Consider the following 20,513-nt stretch of genomic DNA (forward strand, 5'->3'; position numbering starts at 1 on the left):
TAACAAAAAAGCAGAAAATCATTCTCAAAGAATGGTTTTCTGCTTTATGCTTTATGGTTTATGGTTTTCAGCCCAAATAGCGATGATATAGACTTTTTGCTTTTGCCACGTCCTTTGTCCCATGGATCAGCGCTCTGCCATCTGCAAAAACAACCAAGCGATGCTCGCCCACACTAAAGGAAACCAGATACGAATTCCACTCTACGTTCCCCTCACCCAATGCTGTAAATCTATTTGCTATCTCTGCGAGATTCAGATGTGTTCGGTTGGCAGGTCTTATTTGAACGGTATCCCTACCGCACAAAACATCTGTTTTCTGCCGATAAGAGGCTGATAAATAGGGATACGTCGGTTGGCTACCGCAAGAAGGACAATTCGCTTTTTTTAGACGATCCACTGCTATTGCTACATACTCATTTTTCCACAAATCAAACGAAAGCAACTTTCCTCTCAAGTTCTCAGGATATCCACCAAGAAGCTTGAAAGCTTCCGTAGTCTGGTTAGCGGTGACCATTTGTACTGCCTGCGGAATAATCCCGGCCGTATCACAGGTCTCCCCTCCAAGCGGTACAGTTCCCATCAGACAGTGTAGACAAGGTGTCTGACCCGGTAAAATAGTGTAAGTTACACCATAGCTACCCACACATCCTCCATAAATCCAAGGAATGCGATGCTTGAGTGCCATGTCGTTCATAAGAAGCCGGGTATCGAAATTATCGGTTGCATCCATCATGAGATCTACCCCCTGGATCAACTCTTCCAGCTCTTCTATCCCAACATCCAAGACATGTGCATGTATAATTGTTTCCGAATTAATATCCTTTAATCTTCGCTGGGCAGCTACTGCTTTGGGACACCTTTGCACAGCATCACTTTCCTGAAAAAGCTGCTGGCGCTGCAAATTGCTCCATTCCACATAATCCCGGTCTACCAGGCTTACCGTACCTACGCCTCCACGAACTAACGTTTCTGCAATACCTGTGCCCAGCGCTCCAACACCTATGATTAGTGCGTGAGAGGAAGCAAGCCGGCGTTGGCCTGCAGGCCCAAAGGGTGCAAACCTTTCCTGTCTGGAATAACGGTCACTTTGTGGTGGTTCAGGAGCAGATTTTTTAGTAATCCTCATCCCTGAACCATGCCTTCTATCGGACTGCTTGCTGAGGCATAACGTTTTACAGGAATCATCCCCGCCTCAAATCCATATCTGCCTGCACGTACAGCCAGCTTCATGGCCTCAGCCATTTTCACAGGATTCTTCGCTCCTGAGACAGCTGTATTCAGCAGAACACCATCTGCTCCCAACTGCATTGCCATTGCTGCGTCACCAGGTGAGCGAATACCAGCATCGACAATGACCGGAACTTCCGCTTGCTCGATAATCAACTCTAACGAAAACGGATTGAGCAAACCATGTCCTGTACCAATCGGCGACGCTCCAGGCATTACGGCATGTACTCCAAGCTCTTGCAACCTCTTCGCTAGTATCACATCATCCGATATGTAGGGTAGCACGACAAAGCCTTCCTCTAGCAACTTTTCACTAGCTTTCAATGTTTCAAAAGGATCAGGCAACAGCGTCTTGCTATCCCCAATGACTTCTACCTTAATCATATCGCACAAGCCGGAGGCTTTTGCCAACTTGGCAATACGGATTGCCTCCTCTGCTGTTGTTGCCCCCGCTGTGTTGGGAAGAAGTGTATACCGGCTCAAATCCAGTGTATCGAGAAAATGCTGCTTATCCCGTTCCTCCAAATTCAGTCTGCGCACAGCGAACGTTAATATTTCCGTCTCAGCAGCCTCTACGGCTTGGGATTGGATATCCAGATCCGAAAATTTCCCTGTTCCTAGCAACAGCCTTGAGGTAAAAGATGCTTTTCCAATGGTTAACATGATCAACCGCCTCCTACAAAATGTACGATTTCTAGGCAATCTCCATCCTTAAGTACCGTTTCATGATGATCTTCACGGGTCAATATATGCCGATTCAGCTCTACCACTACGGTTTTCACCTTTAAATCAAGTTCATGCAGCAATTGATCCACACGAGTGATTCGATTGGAAATGGTCATGCTCTGTCCGTTAATGGTCAGCTTCATAAGCTTTCCTCCTTGAAAAGTTCAGAAGAAAATTTACTTATTCCAAGTCCAGCTGCACCAGCCCCTTTAAGCATAGCTGCCATCGCTCGCCCAGTCGCATCACTAAGCAGGACACCGTTGCGATAATGCCCGACTGCAGCATAGACGCCCTCTACCCCAGGAACAGGACCAATGAAAGGACGCTCCGCAGTTGCCTGCGGACGCAAGCCTGCCCATGCACGTACAAAAGAAGCTTCCTGTACACGCGGTAACCAGGCAGATGCACGTGCTAACAACCCCTTTAAGCCTCCTACGGTCACCTCTTTGTCATATTGATGCGAAAGACTTGTGGCACCAATCCAAAGCTCGTTATTCTGTTTAGGCACGAGGTAAATATCGTCAGCATAAATGGTATAATCCAACGGATGATCCTTCAAGGAGACTGCTACCGCTTCGCCCTTGACCGGGTATAGTGGATAATCAAACCCAATTTGTTCTAGCAAGTTCAAGCTGTCCAAGCCTGCGGCAATCACGACCTGATCGCAGGAAAAAAAACCACTATCCGTTCGCACACCACAAACTCGACCATCCTGTATGACCAGTTCCTCAGCTTGAGTTCCAGACCATATTGTTGCTCCCAGCACCGCAGCTGCCCCTGCATAAGCACGGCAAAGCTGGACAGGAGACACTTGTGTCTCCTTTGATCGGTAGATAGCCCCAATTACTTGATCTGCCAAGCCCGGAATCCGTCGGGCCAACTCCTTGGCATCCCACCAAATGGGACGATCATCCTCTCGCATATTCGCAGCATTCCAGCGTTTTTGGCCCTCTGCTTCCGAACGAAATGGGGTCACAAATCCTCCTGTACGAAAGTCCACTGAAATACCCGATAAACGTTCCAAATCACAGACAAGGTCAGGGAATGCATCTCGACTTGTACGGGCAAATCGTGCCAGCTCAAGGTCTGCAAACTCTTCACTTTCCGCTGCCAGCATTCCCACCGCTGCTCCTGATGCTCCCTCACCAGGGATCCATCGTTCCAGCATGATCGTACTACGTCCCTCCTTAGCCACATGATAAGCAATGGAACTGCCGATCACACCTCCGCCTATGACCAAGCATTCAGCGTGTCCTATCGCTTTTTTCTCTGTATGTGTCTTTGACATATGTTCCGTGTCTCCTCTCCAGTGAGCTTCTGCTTTCCCTTCGTCTTGTTTTCTTGCTACAGGTCGTGAACTACAAGATCTACCATTCGCCTATATTCCATCGCTGCTGCAACGGGTGACTTTGCTTGCCATATACCAGACATCACCGCAATTCCGCTTGCTCCAGCATGATAAAGCTCTGGAACATGATGGGGTTGTATGCCTCCCAGCGCTATCACCGGAATGTCCGACAATCTGCAAATGCGTTCAAGCTGTGCTATACCCCGCGGTACAAGACCGGCTTTACAATGGGTCTCATATACATGACCAAATAGTACATAGTCTGCTCCAGCCTGCTCGGCGGTCTGCACCTCCTCCAAGGAATGTACAGACACTCCACAGCGTGTACCCTCTGAAAGTAGACTTTTCGCATCCACCACAGATAACCCATTAGCTGGAAGCTGGACAGCTCCTGCCGAGGTAAGTAAAGCTACGTCCACGCGGTCATTTACTACAATTTGCCGCAAAGGAACTTCCTGCTTGATCATGCTACGAGTCAAAGAAAGCAAAGCAGAGGCACCCTTCTGTTTCGAACGTGCGTGTACATAATGAATATAAGGACAAATAGCGGCAGCCACTTGGGGTACATTCACACAGGAGACACTTTCCATCGTAATTACGTGTAATTCGATCTCATTTTCACCTCACTTGGACTAAAGAATATGAACTTGTGTTATAAAAAAATCGTATTAGCTGAATCTATATTGTTTTAGCTCCATATTGGGTAATATCATACGGAGCCAGCCACATGTACCAGCAATAATGAAAGGAGATTATATGTAAATCCATCTACGGAAACTCGAACAAATGAAGATGAACGAAACGCAAAAAGCCACTTCCCAAAGGAAGTGGCTTGACAAACGTTCAAAATCAAACGGACTATTATATCCGTAAACGTATATCGTTCCCTGCGCAAACAAAAGTAAAGAGCTACTACCTTGTTTGTACAGTACTCACTTCCCTACGCTGGCATAACCCAGATCAGGTACAAAGGGTCCGAAATCCATTTATTTCGTCTCAGCCGCATGGGCGGCTCCCCTAGTGTGACTATTTTATTGTATCAGCTAAAGATAGCTTAGCATATTTTCCTAATTCTGCAAACCCCACCTTGTATGAAATCTGTCAGAACTGGATTTTAGTTAACTTTACTAGACCACTCTTCTACATTCCACGTTTTGGTTACCCAATCCTCGTAAAAGTCCGGTTCGTGGGATACAAGCAATACGGTCCCTTTGTATTCCTTCAAAGCGCGTTTGAGTTCATCCTTTGCTTTGACATCCAAGTGGTTGGTGGGCTCATCAAACAGTACCCAGTTACTCTCACGCATTAACAGTTTACAAAGGCGGACTTTAGCCTGTTCTCCACCACTAAGCGCAGACAGAGGCCGCGTGATATGCTCATTCTTCAAACCACAACGCGCCAAATGCGCTCGTACTTCATGCTGATTCAAATGTGGAAATTCATTCCATACATCGTCAATCGGTGTAATTTTCTCTGCCTTTACTTCCTGCTCAAAATAAGCGGGCTGCAAGAAATCTCCTTGATAGGTTTTTCCGCTGATTGGAGGTATTTTCCCCAGAATGGTTTTGAGTAACGTAGACTTACCAACACCATTGCAGCCTACAATTGCGATCTTTTCGCCACGTTCGATCGTCATGGACATTTTAGGCAAAAGGGCATGAGTATAGCCAATTTCAAAATCAATACCCTCAAAAACTGTTTTCCCGCTTGCACGGGCTTCTTTGAACTGAAAGGTTGGCTTTGCGGCTTCTTCTGGCTTATCAATACGTTCGATTCGATCAAGCTGCTTTTCACGGCTTTTTGCACGACCTGATGTAGATGCGCGCGCTTTATTGCGCTGAATAAAATCTTCCTGTTTCTTAATATATTCCTGCTGCTTCTCATATGCATCAATATGCTGGGCTTTGTTCAGATCCGCCATTTCAAGAAACTTTTCATAGTTAGCTGAATAACGGGTCATCTTAGCAAATTCAAGATGGTAGATTACATTAACGACTTGGTTCATAAATTCAGTATCATGTGAAATTAGGATAAAAGCATAGGGATAATCCTTCAAATATCGCGTAAGCCACTCAATATGCTCCACATCCAAATAGTTGGTAGGCTCATCCAGCAGCAATACATTTGGCTTTTCCAACAGCAACTTCGCAAGCAGCACCTTTGTCCGTTGCCCACCACTAAGGGCTGCTACATCCCGATCCAGTCCGATGGCAGAGAGACCTAATCCATTCGCCATTTCTTCAACCTTCACATCAATGAGGTAAAAATCCCCCATATCCAGTTGCTCTTGAATTTCTCCCATCTGTTCCAGCAGTACTTCCAACTCTTCGGGAGAAGCCTCTCCCATTTTATCCGTAATCTGCATCATTTCCTTTTCCAGTTCCAACAAAGGAAGAAACGCGTCTTTTAATACATCACGTACTGTTTTACCTGGCGTTAGCTTGGTGTGCTGATCCAGATAGCCATAACGTACACGTGGAGTCCATTCCACTTTGCCTTCATCTTTAAGCAATTTTCCAGTCAGAATGTTCATGAGTGTCGATTTACCAACACCGTTTGCTCCTACCAATCCTACACGTTCCCCCGCAAGTAATCGAAAGGAAACATTTTTAAATAACGCACGGTCCCCAAAGTTGTGGGATACATTTTCTACAGTCAATAAACTCATAAGCTGTTTTTGGCTCCTTATTGTCTCATCGGCATTGCCGAGTGTTCTTATTTCATATAGCTATTGTTTCTTTCAAAGCTTTATTGTAGCACATCCGGCACCCTTATCGGAATATTGAAAACAGCGAATTTTAAGGTTTTCAGATGGATTGGCCTAAAAAAAGAAAAACAGTTAATCGTAGTAGCACTTAAGCTCCTCTTCGGTAGGTACGTAAGGAGTTTCTTGCTGCTTTGGTAATCTAAGCTTCTAGTATACAGAAGCTTACAATTCCCTAGCAACGAATACCTAAATAATTGATAAGTTCTAATAACAATTAATAAAAAGGAACTCTATGTAGACAGTCCTCATGAGTATCGGAGGAATAATAAAATGAAGAAAATGTAATCATCCCGGTCTGGATTCTGGACCGGGATGAAATAAAATTAATTTATAATTGGCTATCTTTCAGCAGACATGGCAATTTCTTTTGTTTCATGAACTGTACCAAATGGATGCTCAGGCGGTGCATAGATAACGTATATCTTAAGGGGCGTATTTCCTGTATTAATTACATTGTGCCATTTTCCAGCAGGTATCATAATTGCATAGTCATCATAGGCCATCACTTGATAATCTAATTTGTCTTTCCTATCCCCCATTTGAACAAGTGCCTGACCTTCTTCAATACGTATGAATTGATCAGTTGTTGGATGAGCTTCTAAACCGATATCATCGCCAACATTAATACTCATCAGAGTCACTTGAAAATGTTTCCCTGTCCATATAGCAGTACGATAATTTTTGTTTTGATTTGCAGCCTGGTCAATATTCACTACAAATGGACTTTGTCCATAATCTCTTAATATTATCTTTTCATTGAGATTACTGTCGTTGTTGTACCAATTGTAGTATTGAGGATTATAACTCCGATAGTTGTAATTACAGCTGTTATACATAGGAATATGCCATGGGAAGTGATGGCATGATTTAGGGTACATACTCATTCTCCTTTTTTTGATTCAGTGTTTACTTATCATATGCGGTTGCCTATATAAAGGACTAAAAACCTTCAACATTAGACAAGTGCCTAAATGATGCCAAGACAAAAATATTCACAAGCGGTTTCGTCTTTTACTTCAACAGATATTAGCACTTAAATTTACATATAACTGCATATACTTTGCGAGTGGTGTTAGCTTCGTTGGAACTCCCCCGATATGTCGAGTATCAAATTCCATTTATTTGACTCACTCTTTAAAATAGCAGTGACCATAAAATCGAAAGACTAGGCTGTCACTGCAGGCCAACCTTTTAGTTGACCTAATAATACGAAACCCACCCCGGAGAGTGATTATTTTAAGCTGTTATGATATTTGTATTCGAAATACCCAGCAGCTGCCGCAGATTTTTCATCCATAAAACGCTCAATCGCTTGAAAAGGGGCTGGATATGAATCTCTATAAAAATATTTCATTCCAGTACCAGGTTCTATGCCTCCAATAATAGATCGCTTTCGGACGACTCTTCCACCACCAAACCCGTAGTTATTGTAATACCTGTCTCCAACTGGAATGCCTTGGATAAACGCAATCATACCCACATCATCTATCGTGTTATACCATTCCTCTTGTGGAATGAATGGAAGAGTGAACGTATAGGAAATGCCATTCCGTGCTGCTTTTTCGTTATGGACGTTAATCATTCGAGCCAGATCTTCCTGAACGGTGCGAACGATGGTAGAACGGCGCATTTGCTCAAAGGTTAATGAATTGTTCAGTAACGAAATGGGGGTCTGACCCTCAAGCTCCTTTTGAAAACCCTCCACCCATCTCTGATTTCGCGCATCATATGCGTGCAGATAATTGTCCAGGGTGAATCCCACACTATTGCCTGCTGCATCAACATAGGCATAAGGCTTTTTTTCGCTCCACTTGTGGCCTATGACCGCTTGTCCATACGCATCTTTATAGGTTGCTGAAGCGAACGTATAATAACCATCATAGTCCAGAATCACAATGACTGGTATGTAATCCAATAACGCACGTTGTGCTGCTGTATCCCCATCAATGCCCATATTAAGGAAGAAAGTGTGCAGGAACGTGGTCAGTGCTTCTTCTTTATCTACACGAAAAAACTTATCTGATCCATATCCGGCCTCGCGTTCCTGACGTTCATTCTGTGAGAGCACAACACCTGCATCCTGAACTGCGGTACGGAGAGCAGACGTATATTTCATTTCTAGCTGCTGTACTTCACGCTGATTCTGCACTCGTAAATCACTAACCACACCAAAGGGCAAAAAGAGTAGGACAAATATAACTGCAAAATCAGTAATCTTCATTCAAAACCATGCCCCCGTAAGAAGCTGAAACTGCCGGCTTATCGTTATCTATTCCACCCAAAATCCAGGATTTGTATAAATCCGCAGGAGTTCGATTCGTATTATGTAATCGTACTGTAAAATAATCTCCGGCCATCAAGGTATACCGACGTGTCTGTTCCGACTTGGGCTGCGAATTATCAGGAAACAGTACAGGTAAGATTTGCGGGTTATAGTAGCCATCGTATACAGCTTCATAATTACCCAGAAAACTGTCTGGATTTGCCGCATCTGCATAGTTCGGTACATATTTTTTGTGCATATGCTCCAAATCAACTTCGTACGTATTGCCTGTCAGCTCCAGATCACGCATAAAATCGTTATACATCGTCGGTGTAATGTAACCTTTGGTTCTTACCATATCAACAAAATGTACAGTCGAATGATATGTATTTAACCCGGATATATCATCCTGCCGTTCAGCAGCTTGAGCTGCGGGTACGATGTACAAAAGCAATACAGCGAGCAACGCCCCCAGCAGCTTGGATATTGTTTGAACCACTTCAGTCCTCCCCCAATTTCTCAAAACGTACAGATGTTATGTCTCCGTTCCCATTACGCTGTGGGTATATGGCATATATAGAGGAAGCATCCAAGGTAGATACATCAGGCTCAAACGGTTCAGAGTATACATCGTACTCTAAACCGTCAACTTGAACCGAAATCCCCTCCTGCAAGTTCATCCGAATGGTCTGGATAACTTGAGTCCCCTTAATCCGTTGTGGCGTCTCCACCTCTATAGTTCTGGATATCCGCCCCTCTGATTGCTCCTCCCGCTGCGACCTTAATTCCAGTGCACTACCCAATTGACTGGACAAGTTTGCTGCTGCTGCACATGCGGTTATAAATAGAATAACTGACACACCAAGCCACAGCATACTTGAAGCGTGATCAGACATGCTCACATCTCCCTTATGACTATCATCTTTGCTGTACTTCTTAAGACTGGGTAAACAACAACCCACGTACCACGTTTGATTTGTCTTTAACGATTTCAGCCTTGAATTTACCACTTGGATTTACGTATTCATTCTCCTTTTCATTAAGTGTATTCGCAATTTTTCCCGTCTTATCACTGCCGCCATTCACAGCACCATACTGCTCGCTGTCTGGACTAATGTTCAGAGCATTTCCATACCACTGTCCTGCCATATTTTTGCCGGTTTTAATCTGAATACCAAACTGGTCCTTTCCCTGAAACTTCCGCAGCGCATTGGTTACCTGGGAGCCGCTAATTGTTGTGCCGTCGTATACTGTAAAGGAGGCTTGAGACAATTCGGTCTGGATATCGGCGAAATTGTTTTGTGCTGTTTTAGTAGCTTCCTGAGCTGAGATAAACAGTATGACTACAATTGTAATTAGTGCGATGGTCAAAAATATCCCAGCAGCTACCTTTAATGCTGTTGATGCATTGTTCATTTCTTTCTCTCCTCAACTTGTAATATTGGTTAATCATCATTGAATTTACTTACTGAATTTTTTGTATTTGCTCATAATAGCTATCCATTTGAACAAAGCTCATACCGATCAGCGGAATCACCAAATATAAAAAGATAAGACCATACATCGGGGCAAAACCAATCATCCTCCCCCAGATTGCCTTGCTGTCTATTATTTTTTCATACTCCTGTTTTCTTTGTTCAATATAGTAGGTCATCTGGGATTCCAAATCATCAAACGCCTCTCTAATGGTAATTTTCCCCAAAGATAAATGAAGCTTGTCCACCAGACGTTGAAATTCCGGCAAAGGTGCTTCTTCTTTCAACAAATCGAGAGCTGCCTCTGGTCCATGTTCATAATGAAGCAGACATTTTTGCAGAGGTCTTTTGAAGATAACTGAAAATCTGTTCAGCCACTCCAATATTTCCTCGACAGACATTCGTTCCATAACCCGTAAAATGGAAATAACCGTTTGAAACTGATACACCTCATGCTTCATGTCCAAATAACGCATTTTCCGTTGCAAATATAATAAAAGCATGGGCATTTGGTAGGCTACAAACCCAGCAATTATACTAATCAGTACTTCCCACCATTTGATATATTCTTCATTCCAATCTTTCAGCTTTTGGAGAATTCGTTGAGTATTTCTGGATAGCTGCTCTGGAGTAGCTGTGCCATTAGCATAGTGTTCTAAAGCAGCGTACGCTCGCTCGTATGTGCTGTCCGCTTTCATGTTCAACGTTTGCATGATTTTGCGGTCAATCTCACTCTGCTTCAAAGCTTCCTTTTCCTCTATCGGACTTAAACGTCCAAACATTTGACCCGATTGTACTGGTGCGTGAAGGATATGCGTTTTTTCAGCTTCATGTAAAATAAATATGGTGCTGATACTAAGCACTAATCCTAAGATAAAAAGAGCAATTCTGCGTATGTAGAGCCACTCAAGCTTTACCTCCGCACCACTTTCCTTTAATAGTCGGGTTATCCGGGAATAAGATGTCATATGCTGCCGGGGAATTAAAGAATCCACCATATTACGAATGATGGGCAGACGATATAACTTCTGCTCCCACACCCTCCGCCCTTTACCCGCACGATATCCTGTCTCGTCCGACTGTTGCAGTTTCTGTAACAGAAAGTAGGATAGGATGATAACAATGTAAACGGTCAATTTTGTGATATAACCCAATTTCCCCTGATAAAATTCATCCATGGATGGAAAGCTGGATCTCGCCCATCTCTCGATTGGGGTAGTAAAGAAAACGGGGGCCAGTGCGATCACGTTTAAACTTTTTAGTAGGTAGTCCAGTTTATTTCTCCGCAGTAACTCCAACTGGATTTCACGTGCAAGACTGCTTAGCCCCTTTAAATAAATGGAACCACCATCCTCAACCCGATCACCAAACTCCATTACCATATACGAAATACCAGCAAAGGCTTTTAAAAACCGATTTGGAGCTGATTCATAATATCTTTCGAGTGCCTCGTGCGGATCAGCATCTGTCAGCGCCTCATGGATGAGCCGTGCATGTCTTCCAGCCTCTGCTCCTGCTAAATCGACCGCTTCAGATATGGATTCTTCTACCATACCGTGCTGATGATAGTGATGACGTACATTGGCGAACAATTCGATCATTTGAGAAAGTAGCATTTTTTCTATTTGGCTAGTGGCCACATCTATAACAAGAGTGTTGATTACCACTCCACATAAAACGGCCAATATAGCAAACTCTATTCCTGGTTTCATCATCAATAGCACAACGCCGCTGCAAACAAAAATACCCCAGATGAACAGTATCATCTTCATGGTCTGCAGACGAAGCTTATACTCATCGTATGCATACTGACCAGCTAGTCGCTTACGTACACTTGTGATGTATCCAGATGTGATAGGGACCCTCATACACAGCGTATACAATTTATGCATTAAAGTTTGAAGTTCCCGTTGAAGTACCGCTTTTCCCTTTCGTTCTTCCTGTACAGAATGAATTCTACCTCTGCGAATTGCATAGCTCTTATGCTTATGCAACCCATACAAAACTGTATATAGAACTGCAAATCCCCCACCTGATATAAGCAAAACCCACAATAAAATTTCTTTAAGACTCATAGTCTTCCTCCCAATAACGGGTCAAAAAACTGCGGAAATCTGTAGCATCCTTAGCATTCATTTGCTCACACATTTCTGCTACGCTTTTAGGTGTCAAGGGCTTCATTGGTATATAGCTTCCATTTCGATATTCCATAACATGGCGATAGCTATAGCTCGATGAAGCATTGGGACCTACATCAGTATGCTCTGGATTACGCGGTACACATTCTGTGATCCGTTCGATATAACGCCGCCCTTGCGCATCACGCTTGAGATGCACATCAAAATTAATGACATGCACTACCTGTTCTTCAGCAATGCCTTCATGCTGAAATACTCCAGTTTTGAGCAGTGAATTACGAAGCGAAAATACAAGATCGCGAAATGTTTTAGCATGGTGAGTAAAAATAGTGAACAGACTAGCAACCTGCGACATTTGAATCATCCAAGCAGCTACTTCATCACTCGCTACTTCACCTAGAATATTGACGGTTCCATCTGTTTTTTTCTGCAAGTCAAGACCTTGTTGTCCTGAAATATGATCTGTTTCTCGAAAGGTAAGAATATTACGGCGACTGTAGATGTTGCGTAGATGCAGCTCAAAGGCCATTTCCTGAACGCGAAGCGTATACGAAGCGTAAATATGCTTGACCATCGCCATTAACAATGTTGTTTTTCCTGAACCCTGCGCACCTGTAATTGCAGTAATCCGACTGCCTTTCATTAGATAAGATAATAGCTGGATTGGAAAATCAGCGTTTTGTCCCCTAATTAACTGTTCCAGCGAAGCGCTTTGAATATCAAACTTACGAACAAAGAAAGCCCATGATTCAGAGAAAGGCGGGCGCACTACTACTACCCGTGATCCATCCTTCATTTCGTTGACCTTATAACCATTCGCTTCAGAAAGCTGTCCTGGATAATTGTATTTGTAAATATTTTGACATACCCTTTTAAGCTCACGTTCCGATCCGAAGGAAAGGAATGAAAGATGGATAGTTTTACCTTTGTAGAAAATCCACACACTCTCATATCCATTTGTAGTAGGCGCAGAGGTTTGTTCAAATACATATTTATCTGAAGACCAATGTGGTGATGAAGGAATCCCACCTTCCGGCACACCACTGACACCCCCGCTTACACCATCGATCTTCTGGTCACGAATTTCATCAATGACAGAAAAGCCTTTATAATTTTGATAAATCCGCTGCACAATAATATCCACTTTCTCCATAAAGGAAAGGGGACGGTATTCACAGTCATAGATATAGCGGATATCCTCTGTCGTTACGAAATAGCTTCCATCCTCTTCACCTTGCTGTGAATACCTCATTTCGGCTAAGTCATAAGTATCCAGTAAACGTGATAGTGCATCCGCGCCAAACTTCTGCTGATATTGGTAAAAAATAATTTCGAATTGATCCTGTGTGTCAAACAACTCAGGTCTGGAGAATGGCATAACAGTATCGGCGATTTTCTCGTTCAAACCGTAACCGTTTATCAGAAGCTCACTCATCAGATTTTTAACAAAACGTTTATCTCCACTGCTGCCATTGGCACAGTCCTTTAACGCCCTTCGTAGTTCCGCCCTTTGATGGATACGCCGCCTATATTCCTCTTCATGTAATCCGGCATCTGCCATCTGGCTGTGACTTAGTTCATGAAGCGCATTTTTGATATATTCTATCAATGTTTCGAATGTGGCATCTTCGTTCTTTGGTTCTACCCGAAGAGCTGAATGTTGCGAGTAAAGATTCCCTCGATATTTAACAATAATCAGTACGATGCACAACAACACAATGCAGGTAACAATTAACCCGTTGATCATATGAGCGGACAGCATTAAGCGCCCCTCTCCAAAGCCTTGAGCCGAAGATCGGACTCTACCGCCTCCAGAATAGCTTTGCTAATCTGCCGTACGCTCTGCGCCCATCCTACAGACATAAAAAGCTTGCGTTGCTGATCTTTTCCACTTCGCACCTCGCGCTGCACATGGCCAATCACATCCCTGCGGTTCCATGCGTCCATAAATTCGGTGCTATAAGGAACTGTATACAAAGTACCCTTGTAGCCATATCTCCTGCGTATATTCGCTTCATTCGCTTGTGAATGCACATCATATTTTCCAAGGACAATTAATAAGGGTAATGACGAATATGTGGATAACGGAGACACAGATTCAAAATAAGCGTCCAACTCACGCATATTCTGAGTGAGCGAAAGAACAGCCAGTTTGGCTCGTGCACATGCTTCATGCTGTACAGCCCCCCAGCCTCCCCCACTCCCTGCATCAATCAGCGTTAAATCATAATATTGATTCGCTGTATCAATTACCACCCTTACAAGATCAGGGGAAAGTAGCGGCGGTGCAGCTCCAAAGCCGGAGGTTCCCTCAAGTACATCCAGAGTGTGTTCTAACACAGGTATTGTATAGTTACGAATATTTTCTCTAGACAGCGTCCCTCTCAGAACTAAACGTGAAACAGCCTCCCAGCCCCCTTCCTGAATCTGTAGACTCGGATCGTCCATGGCGTACTCCTGTATAGGAAATCCTGATTCAATACCGGTATGCCTACGGCCTAAATGAGTCAATAATAGTCTTCCTCTATATAAATTACCTATGGTAATTGCTATTGCTGCCGCTAAAGAGCTACTCCCACTCGCTCCCTTAATTGGACTCCAAAATAAAATGGTGCTCATGCTCTCCTCCTTTCCGCACGCTTTAGCGCACGATGACTCTCTTTTATCTCCCAACTCATCCATTCCCCAATGCAACGGCACAATTCTCTCTTATATATTCTGGATAGAGGTTTTAGCAGAAGCTGTTTTTTATGCTCATTTTCCAGCTTTAGAGCAAGCTGCCCCTCATCCCATGGCAGTACATACGGCTCTTGCTGCCATAACGCAGGGAAGCGGTTCATGTATTCCCACAAATACGCTTCCTCCACACCACAATCCACTGCTTGTATAAATAGCTTGTGAAATACAAGATTTTTGGGGAAACCAGGTTGGTCAAACAAATGCTCAAGCCAATTCTGTCCGTTGTGCATTAACATGTGGCTATAATCACTGACCCAAACTCGCAGTTCTGCCGTTTTCCAAACCGAAATTGGACAAAAATCAGGCAGCTCTACATCCAAAATAACAATGTCATAAGTCTGTTCTTCATTTTGATCAGCCAGCATATCGATATGCAGATCTTCCCATGCTGTAAATCCAATTGCCACATCGAATCCACAAAACTGCGTAATGGGTAGTGGTTTATCAAGCATTCCTATGCTATACCGATACCGTCCCCGCAGTGTAGCATCCACAAGCAGTACCTGTTGACCGGAAGCTGCCAATACGCTGCTGATGTATAATAAGGTATCGCTTTTGTCACAAAGACCGGCAAATATCCATGTTTTCATACTTCCGTTCCTTTTCTCTCATTTATTTGGCATACGGATCAGAGCTGCCGCCCTGCGTTAGAATCTTCGTTTGTTCTTTGTGATCCTGTTCCTCACTCCCTGTATCATCAATTCCGCTTGCTGCATCTTCAATAGCTGTGCCCGCATGCTGAGCTGCAACCTCCTCACTTAGGACTCTTTCCGCAGGTGTTGAAATCACATTGTTTGATGAACCAATCGCATTTTCTAGAGAATCTCGTAGCTGCTTGGACAGTTTTTGTTCAGCAACACGGACTAAATTCGGATCACTATTCATTAACGCTAACACCTGCGCATTAGGCGGATAGGTCGGGATTGCCTTGGGCTGAAATTGGGGATCTACATATGTCAGAGCATAGATGGATGCTTTATGCAGATAGGCATCTACAATAGCACTCGAAAGCGATAGTATTTCCTGCTCATTCATAGTAACCCATACGATTGGGCCTTCCAGCCGGGAAATCTTCTTTTTGGATAATAGAATGTAATCCTGACCTGTTGGAAATTGAATGCGGATATCTACTTCGTCCCCTGACTTCAGGCTGCTGGGCAGTACCACCACTTTTAACTCACGGTTGCGTAAATCCTTAGGTGTCGGTTCATTAGCAGTAATCATAGCCGATGTAAGCACAGATCCTTTTTTTAGTTCTATCTTGGCTGTAGTGCCGGAAACTTCATTTTTATTTGCCAATAAATTAGACGGGGCTTGAGAACCAGGAACCTTAATTCCCTTCAAATCATTAGATGTAATCTGCTCGCCTGGTGAAATGTCACGAACAACCGCCCAGCCTGTTTTCGCGGTCCGTTGCTCTTGTTCATACAGTTTCCATTTCTGCTCTGCCTCCACCTCTGCCTGTTTCCTGATCTCACTCATTTGATGGGTATTCAGTATAAGGTAGCTCACAAAGATCATGCCTACAATTCCCGCGCCAATACAACCTGCGGATAGTTTTTGTTTGCTGCTTTTTCTTAGCTTAGACACACAGCTTCTCCCCTACCTCTTTTTGATATATACATGTCTATTTATTTAGTGCTGCCGTTTAAGGAATCCGAAACGTTTTTTCCGGGTGTCTGTAATGACTCCACGAAAAAGCTCATCCAATACCTGATCCATTTCATCATCCTGTTCGAAGGGGTCTGAGTGGAACGGCAGCGCAAATACTTTATCGTGTTCTAGCTCCTTTCGTAACCTGCGGACAGCCTCCGAGGATGCCAATGGCAAGCAGTAATTCCATTTATGTTGCGGATGACGCTGAAGAGATCGGGCTAAGCCCGTTATATCCTGAACTCTCCATTCGGCTCCTGAGCCAACAACTAGCGGGTAATCAGCTCTCAGAAATTCTTCCAGTCGTTCATTGTCCTGCCCATTCCCCAAGTCCAGTACGATAAATCTGTAGGAGCCGCCCAGCAAAGAAATGACATCCGCACGAGATGTTTGCCGCCAATAATGGACTCCATCGACTTCAAAACGCCGACTTGAACTCGCTTGTCCAACAGGTATGCCTTCCACGACTTCTTGCAGTCGGGCGAATGCCTTAGCTGTACTATGTAGCTCAACCAAGGCTACAGAGTGGGCTCTTCGAGCCAAGTAGTGGCTCACCGCAATTGCTGTGTGCGTAGCACCGGAGCCGGAAGACACGCCCAGCACAGCCACTACCCTTGTTCCAGCATAATCCATTGAAGCATTACTCATAGATTTTCCTGGTTGAGCAGACTGAAAATCAGCACTGCGCCTCAGTTCTCCAATGACCTCCTCAGCAGACTGAAATCGTTCCTCAGGATGATGCCGCAGCAGCTTTCGAATTATCGGAATCAAATGTCGAGGAAATTCCCCACGAATATACCCTTCAACTCCTGCAGTCCACTCGCTATATTTACCACCTGTACATAGATACAATAGTAACGCCCCCAGACTGTACAAGTCCGAACGAGCATCCGTCTGTCCTGTTCCATATTGCTCTGGGGCAGCGAAGCCTACTGTGCCCAGCTTTATCGTATCCTGATCCAGCTCGGACTTATAACTCCTCGCTATCCCAAAATCGATCAGCTTAAATTCCATTTCTGGTGTCAGCATTATATTCGCCGGCTTGAGGTCCCGATAAATGACTGGTAATTGACGGGTATGCAAATAATCAAGTACATCCAATACCTGCAGAGCGAGTGGAATGATTTGTTCCTGTGGTATATAGCCTTGGTATCCCCTCATGTATGCTTCCAGCGTAATTCCTTCGATGTAGTCCATAACCAGATATACCGCACCAGATGGAGGATACTCAAAAAAATCAACAATTCTCGGTAAACGTGGATGGCTTAGCGAAATCAACATTTCGGCTTCCGTCCGTACAATCTTCATTATTTTTGGATCGGCAATCGACTCCTTCACCGCCCAATGCTTGCCCGGCAGCTTTAAATCTTCGGCCATGAACACGCGGCTCATGCCTCCCGAACCTAACGTGCGAATTATTCGGTAACGCTCACCGACAATTGACCCGAACTCTAATCGTGATGGTTGATTCATCATTCTCTTACCTCCCTTCTAAAAGCAGACAACGCAAAAAAGGGAAAGCCACCGCAAAATGAAGTCTTCATGCTGACATGAAAACAATTTTCGCGGGATGCTTTCCCTTGATTTAACACAATTATTTTTTTAAAGGAACAATTTGGCTTTATTATATAGCACACCTGTATCTATTGTAAAGAATTATTTTCCATACTTGATCATATACAGGGTAATCTCGTCTCGGTTATGGAAAAGCTGCTTAGCTCGCTGAATCTGCATGCCGGACTCCTCAAATGAAGCAATCACATCATGAATGAGCGCCAAGGGCTTTTTATGCATTAGCTTGACTGTTACGATAGCCGTACCACCACTCCGCAAACTATATAGTAAATCAGTAACGAGCCTTGCCATCTGTTTTGGACTCCAGCTCATATCACAAACCAGCAGATCGAACGAATTCTCTTTAAATTTGACTTCACTTGCATTTTTACGCAAAAACGTCAGGTTGGCGTACTTCATCAGTGATGGCTCCATCTTGGCCGGATCAACCGCTGTAACTTTCAGTCCACGCTCCAGCAAAAAGGAAGTCCATCCACCCGGTGCTGCCCCAATATCTAGTCCCTGATGGAAAGCGCTAAAATCAATACCGAACGTAGCTTCTGCTTCCAGTAGCTTGAATTTGGCACGAGAGATCTGTCCGTCTTCCTTCTGAAAACGAACTGCACCTCCACTCCAATCCGATAGGTTGTCCTGAGGATGTGATACGCCTGCGTACCACGTATCCGTATCTGCAAAAACGGACACAATAACATCGGCGCCTTGTACCACCAACTCCATAGGTAGATCACTTAATTGTTCACTCAAAGCCAGCCTGAGTGCACCTGCGCTTTCAGTCCAACTGCTATTAGTTCCTTTGCGTACTTGCAAAGAAACACGTTGATCTATCAGTTCCCTGCGGTTACGGATAAATGCAACCAGACGCTCTTGCACTTGAACCAGATCCGTTCCTTCCTCCTGAAAATGAACAGGAAACAAGTGGCGAAGAAACATTAGTGGCTGGCCTGTAATCGTCCTCACTGTTTCAATTTCTCCCGCGGGTAGTGTTGCTAAAAAAATTTCACCAGGTAGAAGCATTGTACTTTTTACAGACCCAAATAATCTTCTAAGCTCCTCTTGAGCATAGGGTGCAAAACCATGGTTGGCCGTACAAACAAATCTTGATGATGACAAAGCGCATTCACTCTGTTCATCTGTATTCATGTATAGTTCTTCCAAAATAACGTTACCCTCCAGTGCACACCCGAATCCAGGGACGTTCACCATCCCATTCCAGCTCAACTGGAACTTCATAAGTGTGCATAATCAATTCTTTCGTTAAAACTTCTTTTTTCGATCCAGCAGCTGCGACTTTGCCATCCCGAATCAACGCAACATGCGTAAAAAGAGGGACAATCTCCTCAATGTGATGAGTTACATAGACCACTGATAAGTCTCGCTTGCGAAGCCGATCAATCTCGACCAACATCTTTTCCCGTTCAAATAAGTCCAATCCGGCACAAGGCTCATCCATAATCAGCAGACGAGGTTCAGCCATCAGCGAGCGGGCCAGCATTACCTTTTTACGTTCTCCTTGCGATAATGTGCCCAACGGGTGATGAATCAGATCGCCTAAATTCATACCCTCCAGAAGAGATACGGCTTTTTCTTTTGCCTCCGTCGGAATCTCCTGATAAAAACGCAAAAAAGCATACGCACCTGTAGCCACCACTTCCCAAACGGGATCTTTTAGCGCCAGCTTTTCCAGTAATGTCTGGCTAATGTATCCGATCTGCTTGCGAACTTCTCGCACATCACATTGACCATACGTTTGCCCAAGCACTTCAACCGTACCACGACTTGGAAACATATACCCTGTCATCATTTCCAACAATGTTGTTTTGCCGGAACCATTGCGACCCAGAATAGCCCAGTGTTCACCTTCTCGTATTTCTAGGCTTACATCGTCCAGGATACGTTTTTCTTCCCGCTGTAATGTAATGTTCTTTATGGATATCATTCCATCACGCTCCTTATCCTGCTCAGCAAGTGTCCTACAGATTCCATTTTGTAGATGATTTCAGGATTTTTGTTTTCACCATTATATATAAGAAGCGCGGGGACGCTGGAAATCCGATACTCCTGAACCAGTTCAGGAATATAGTTAATGTTGCTCTGCACCACTGCTCCTTCGGGGAGCAAACGCTCTGCTACCTCTAACATTCTACGGGCAGCCGCGCATGTTCCGCACATGGGAGTGTATACAAACAAAGCCAGCTTACATCCTTCCCATATGGCACGGCGCGCCTCTTTTTGTCCGATCTCTTTCATCGCTTAGACTCGTTTAGGATCTCTTGCATACGCACCTCAGGAATTGGCCCGTTATGCACAGTGACTCCCTCCGGCTTACTCGCATAAAGCAGATCATACATGGCTCGCCGCCCCTGCGGACTGGAGGAATGCAAGTAAATTTCACGCGGATATAACTGTTTACTTGCAATAGCAGCAGCTACATCCTTTCCCGTCGGTTGCCCTGGACCCAAATCATAATCTAACGATAGTATCGAAATAGGGTATTCATGAAGTAGAAGCAGACACTCATCCGCATCCCTTGCCAGCTTAAAACCTGGAGGACAAGGTCGATAATCGTCCATAAACAAATACACCAACTTCTCCTCCTTCTTCC

21 protein-coding genes and 1 riboswitch are annotated in these 20,513 nt (G+C 44.2%); all 21 genes read right to left on the reverse strand.

Annotated features, from left to right (window positions below):
• Nucleotides 1-67 precede the first annotated feature (67 nt).
• Complete coding sequence (locus tag EGM68_RS13935) at nucleotides 68-1,126, reverse strand: ThiF family adenylyltransferase (RefSeq protein ID WP_129549436.1); 1,059 nt, start codon at nucleotides 1,124-1,126, stop codon at nucleotides 68-70.
• Nucleotides 1,123-1,890 carry a thiazole synthase gene (locus EGM68_RS13940; protein WP_040103594.1) on the reverse strand — a complete coding sequence of 256 codons (768 nt, stop codon included), beginning with the start codon at nucleotides 1,888-1,890 and terminating at the stop codon, nucleotides 1,123-1,125. The genes EGM68_RS13935 and EGM68_RS13940 overlap by 4 nt, the downstream gene beginning before the upstream one ends.
• A 2-nt stretch (nucleotides 1,891-1,892) precedes the next feature.
• A complete protein-coding gene (gene thiS, locus EGM68_RS13945; RefSeq protein WP_013371465.1) occupies nucleotides 1,893-2,096 on the reverse strand; it encodes a sulfur carrier protein ThiS in 204 nt (67 codons plus the stop codon).
• Complete coding sequence (thiO, locus tag EGM68_RS13950) at nucleotides 2,093-3,241, reverse strand: glycine oxidase ThiO (RefSeq protein WP_129549437.1); 1,149 nt, start codon at nucleotides 3,239-3,241, stop codon at nucleotides 2,093-2,095. The genes thiS and thiO overlap by 4 nt, the downstream gene beginning before the upstream one ends.
• Nucleotides 3,242-3,297: 56 nt before the next feature.
• A complete protein-coding gene (locus EGM68_RS13955; protein ID WP_064964197.1) occupies nucleotides 3,298-3,891 on the reverse strand; it encodes a thiamine phosphate synthase in 594 nt (197 codons plus the stop codon).
• 330 nt (nucleotides 3,892-4,221) lie between these two features.
• Nucleotides 4,222-4,330: riboswitch (TPP riboswitch) on the reverse strand.
• Nucleotides 4,331-4,415: 85 nt separating this feature from the next.
• Complete coding sequence (locus EGM68_RS13960) at nucleotides 4,416-5,969, reverse strand: ABC-F family ATP-binding cassette domain-containing protein (RefSeq protein WP_013371468.1); 1,554 nt, start codon at nucleotides 5,967-5,969, stop codon at nucleotides 4,416-4,418.
• Nucleotides 5,970-6,406: 437 nt separating this feature from the next.
• Nucleotides 6,407-6,946, reverse strand: a complete 540-nt coding sequence (locus EGM68_RS13970; RefSeq protein WP_013371469.1) for a cupin domain-containing protein — start codon at nucleotides 6,944-6,946, stop codon at nucleotides 6,407-6,409.
• A gap of 353 nt (nucleotides 6,947-7,299) precedes the next feature.
• Nucleotides 7,300-8,289: a hypothetical protein gene (locus tag EGM68_RS13975; protein WP_129549438.1), complete on the reverse strand. Its 990-nt coding sequence runs from the start codon at nucleotides 8,287-8,289 to the stop codon at nucleotides 7,300-7,302.
• On the reverse strand, nucleotides 8,276-8,830 hold the full coding sequence (locus EGM68_RS13980) for a hypothetical protein (RefSeq protein WP_129549439.1): 555 nt from the start codon (nucleotides 8,828-8,830) through the stop codon (nucleotides 8,276-8,278). The genes EGM68_RS13975 and EGM68_RS13980 overlap by 14 nt, the downstream gene beginning before the upstream one ends.
• A gap of 1 nt (nucleotide 8,831) precedes the next feature.
• Nucleotides 8,832-9,227, reverse strand: a complete 396-nt coding sequence (locus EGM68_RS13985; protein ID WP_013371472.1) for a hypothetical protein — start codon at nucleotides 9,225-9,227, stop codon at nucleotides 8,832-8,834.
• 40 nt (nucleotides 9,228-9,267) lie between these two features.
• Complete coding sequence (locus tag EGM68_RS13990) at nucleotides 9,268-9,747, reverse strand: hypothetical protein (RefSeq protein ID WP_007430644.1); 480 nt, start codon at nucleotides 9,745-9,747, stop codon at nucleotides 9,268-9,270.
• 49 nt (nucleotides 9,748-9,796) lie between these two features.
• Nucleotides 9,797-11,881, reverse strand: coding sequence for a hypothetical protein (locus tag EGM68_RS13995; protein ID WP_129549440.1), 2,085 nt, complete (start codon nucleotides 11,879-11,881; stop codon nucleotides 9,797-9,799).
• Entirely contained in the window at nucleotides 11,871-13,706 is a 1,836-nt protein-coding gene (locus tag EGM68_RS14000) for an ATPase, T2SS/T4P/T4SS family (protein ID WP_129549441.1), read from the reverse strand. The genes EGM68_RS13995 and EGM68_RS14000 overlap by 11 nt, the downstream gene beginning before the upstream one ends.
• Complete coding sequence (locus tag EGM68_RS14005) at nucleotides 13,706-14,563, reverse strand: hypothetical protein (protein WP_013371476.1); 858 nt, start codon at nucleotides 14,561-14,563, stop codon at nucleotides 13,706-13,708. Before EGM68_RS14005 ends, EGM68_RS14000 begins: the two co-directional genes overlap by 1 nt.
• Nucleotides 14,560-15,273 carry a hypothetical protein gene (locus EGM68_RS14010; protein ID WP_013371477.1) on the reverse strand — a complete coding sequence of 238 codons (714 nt, stop codon included), beginning with the start codon at nucleotides 15,271-15,273 and terminating at the stop codon, nucleotides 14,560-14,562. Before EGM68_RS14010 ends, EGM68_RS14005 begins: the two co-directional genes overlap by 4 nt.
• A gap of 22 nt (nucleotides 15,274-15,295) precedes the next feature.
• Nucleotides 15,296-16,273 carry an SAF domain-containing protein gene (locus tag EGM68_RS14015; protein ID WP_013371478.1) on the reverse strand — a complete coding sequence of 326 codons (978 nt, stop codon included), beginning with the start codon at nucleotides 16,271-16,273 and terminating at the stop codon, nucleotides 15,296-15,298.
• 45 nt (nucleotides 16,274-16,318) lie between these two features.
• Entirely contained in the window at nucleotides 16,319-17,812 is a 1,494-nt protein-coding gene (locus tag EGM68_RS14020) for a serine/threonine protein kinase (RefSeq protein WP_129549442.1), read from the reverse strand.
• A 180-nt stretch (nucleotides 17,813-17,992) separates the two neighbouring features.
• Nucleotides 17,993-19,051, reverse strand: a complete 1,059-nt coding sequence (locus EGM68_RS14025; protein WP_129550328.1) for a 23S rRNA (cytidine(2498)-2'-O)-methyltransferase RlmM — start codon at nucleotides 19,049-19,051, stop codon at nucleotides 17,993-17,995.
• Between the two features lie 22 nt (nucleotides 19,052-19,073).
• Complete coding sequence (locus EGM68_RS14030) at nucleotides 19,074-19,847, reverse strand: ABC transporter ATP-binding protein (protein ID WP_013371481.1); 774 nt, start codon at nucleotides 19,845-19,847, stop codon at nucleotides 19,074-19,076.
• On the reverse strand, nucleotides 19,844-20,158 hold the full coding sequence (locus tag EGM68_RS14035; RefSeq protein WP_129549443.1) for a thioredoxin family protein: 315 nt from the start codon (nucleotides 20,156-20,158) through the stop codon (nucleotides 19,844-19,846). Before EGM68_RS14035 ends, EGM68_RS14030 begins: the two co-directional genes overlap by 4 nt.
• Nucleotides 20,155-20,493 carry a cyclic-phosphate processing receiver domain-containing protein gene (locus EGM68_RS14040; RefSeq protein ID WP_013371483.1) on the reverse strand — a complete coding sequence of 113 codons (339 nt, stop codon included), beginning with the start codon at nucleotides 20,491-20,493 and terminating at the stop codon, nucleotides 20,155-20,157. The genes EGM68_RS14035 and EGM68_RS14040 overlap by 4 nt, the downstream gene beginning before the upstream one ends.
• Between the last annotated feature and the right edge of the window lie 20 nt (nucleotides 20,494-20,513).

Source organism: Paenibacillus sp. M-152 (genome assembly GCF_003856555.1).
GTDB lineage: Bacteria > Bacillota > Bacilli > Paenibacillales > Paenibacillaceae > Paenibacillus > Paenibacillus polymyxa_C.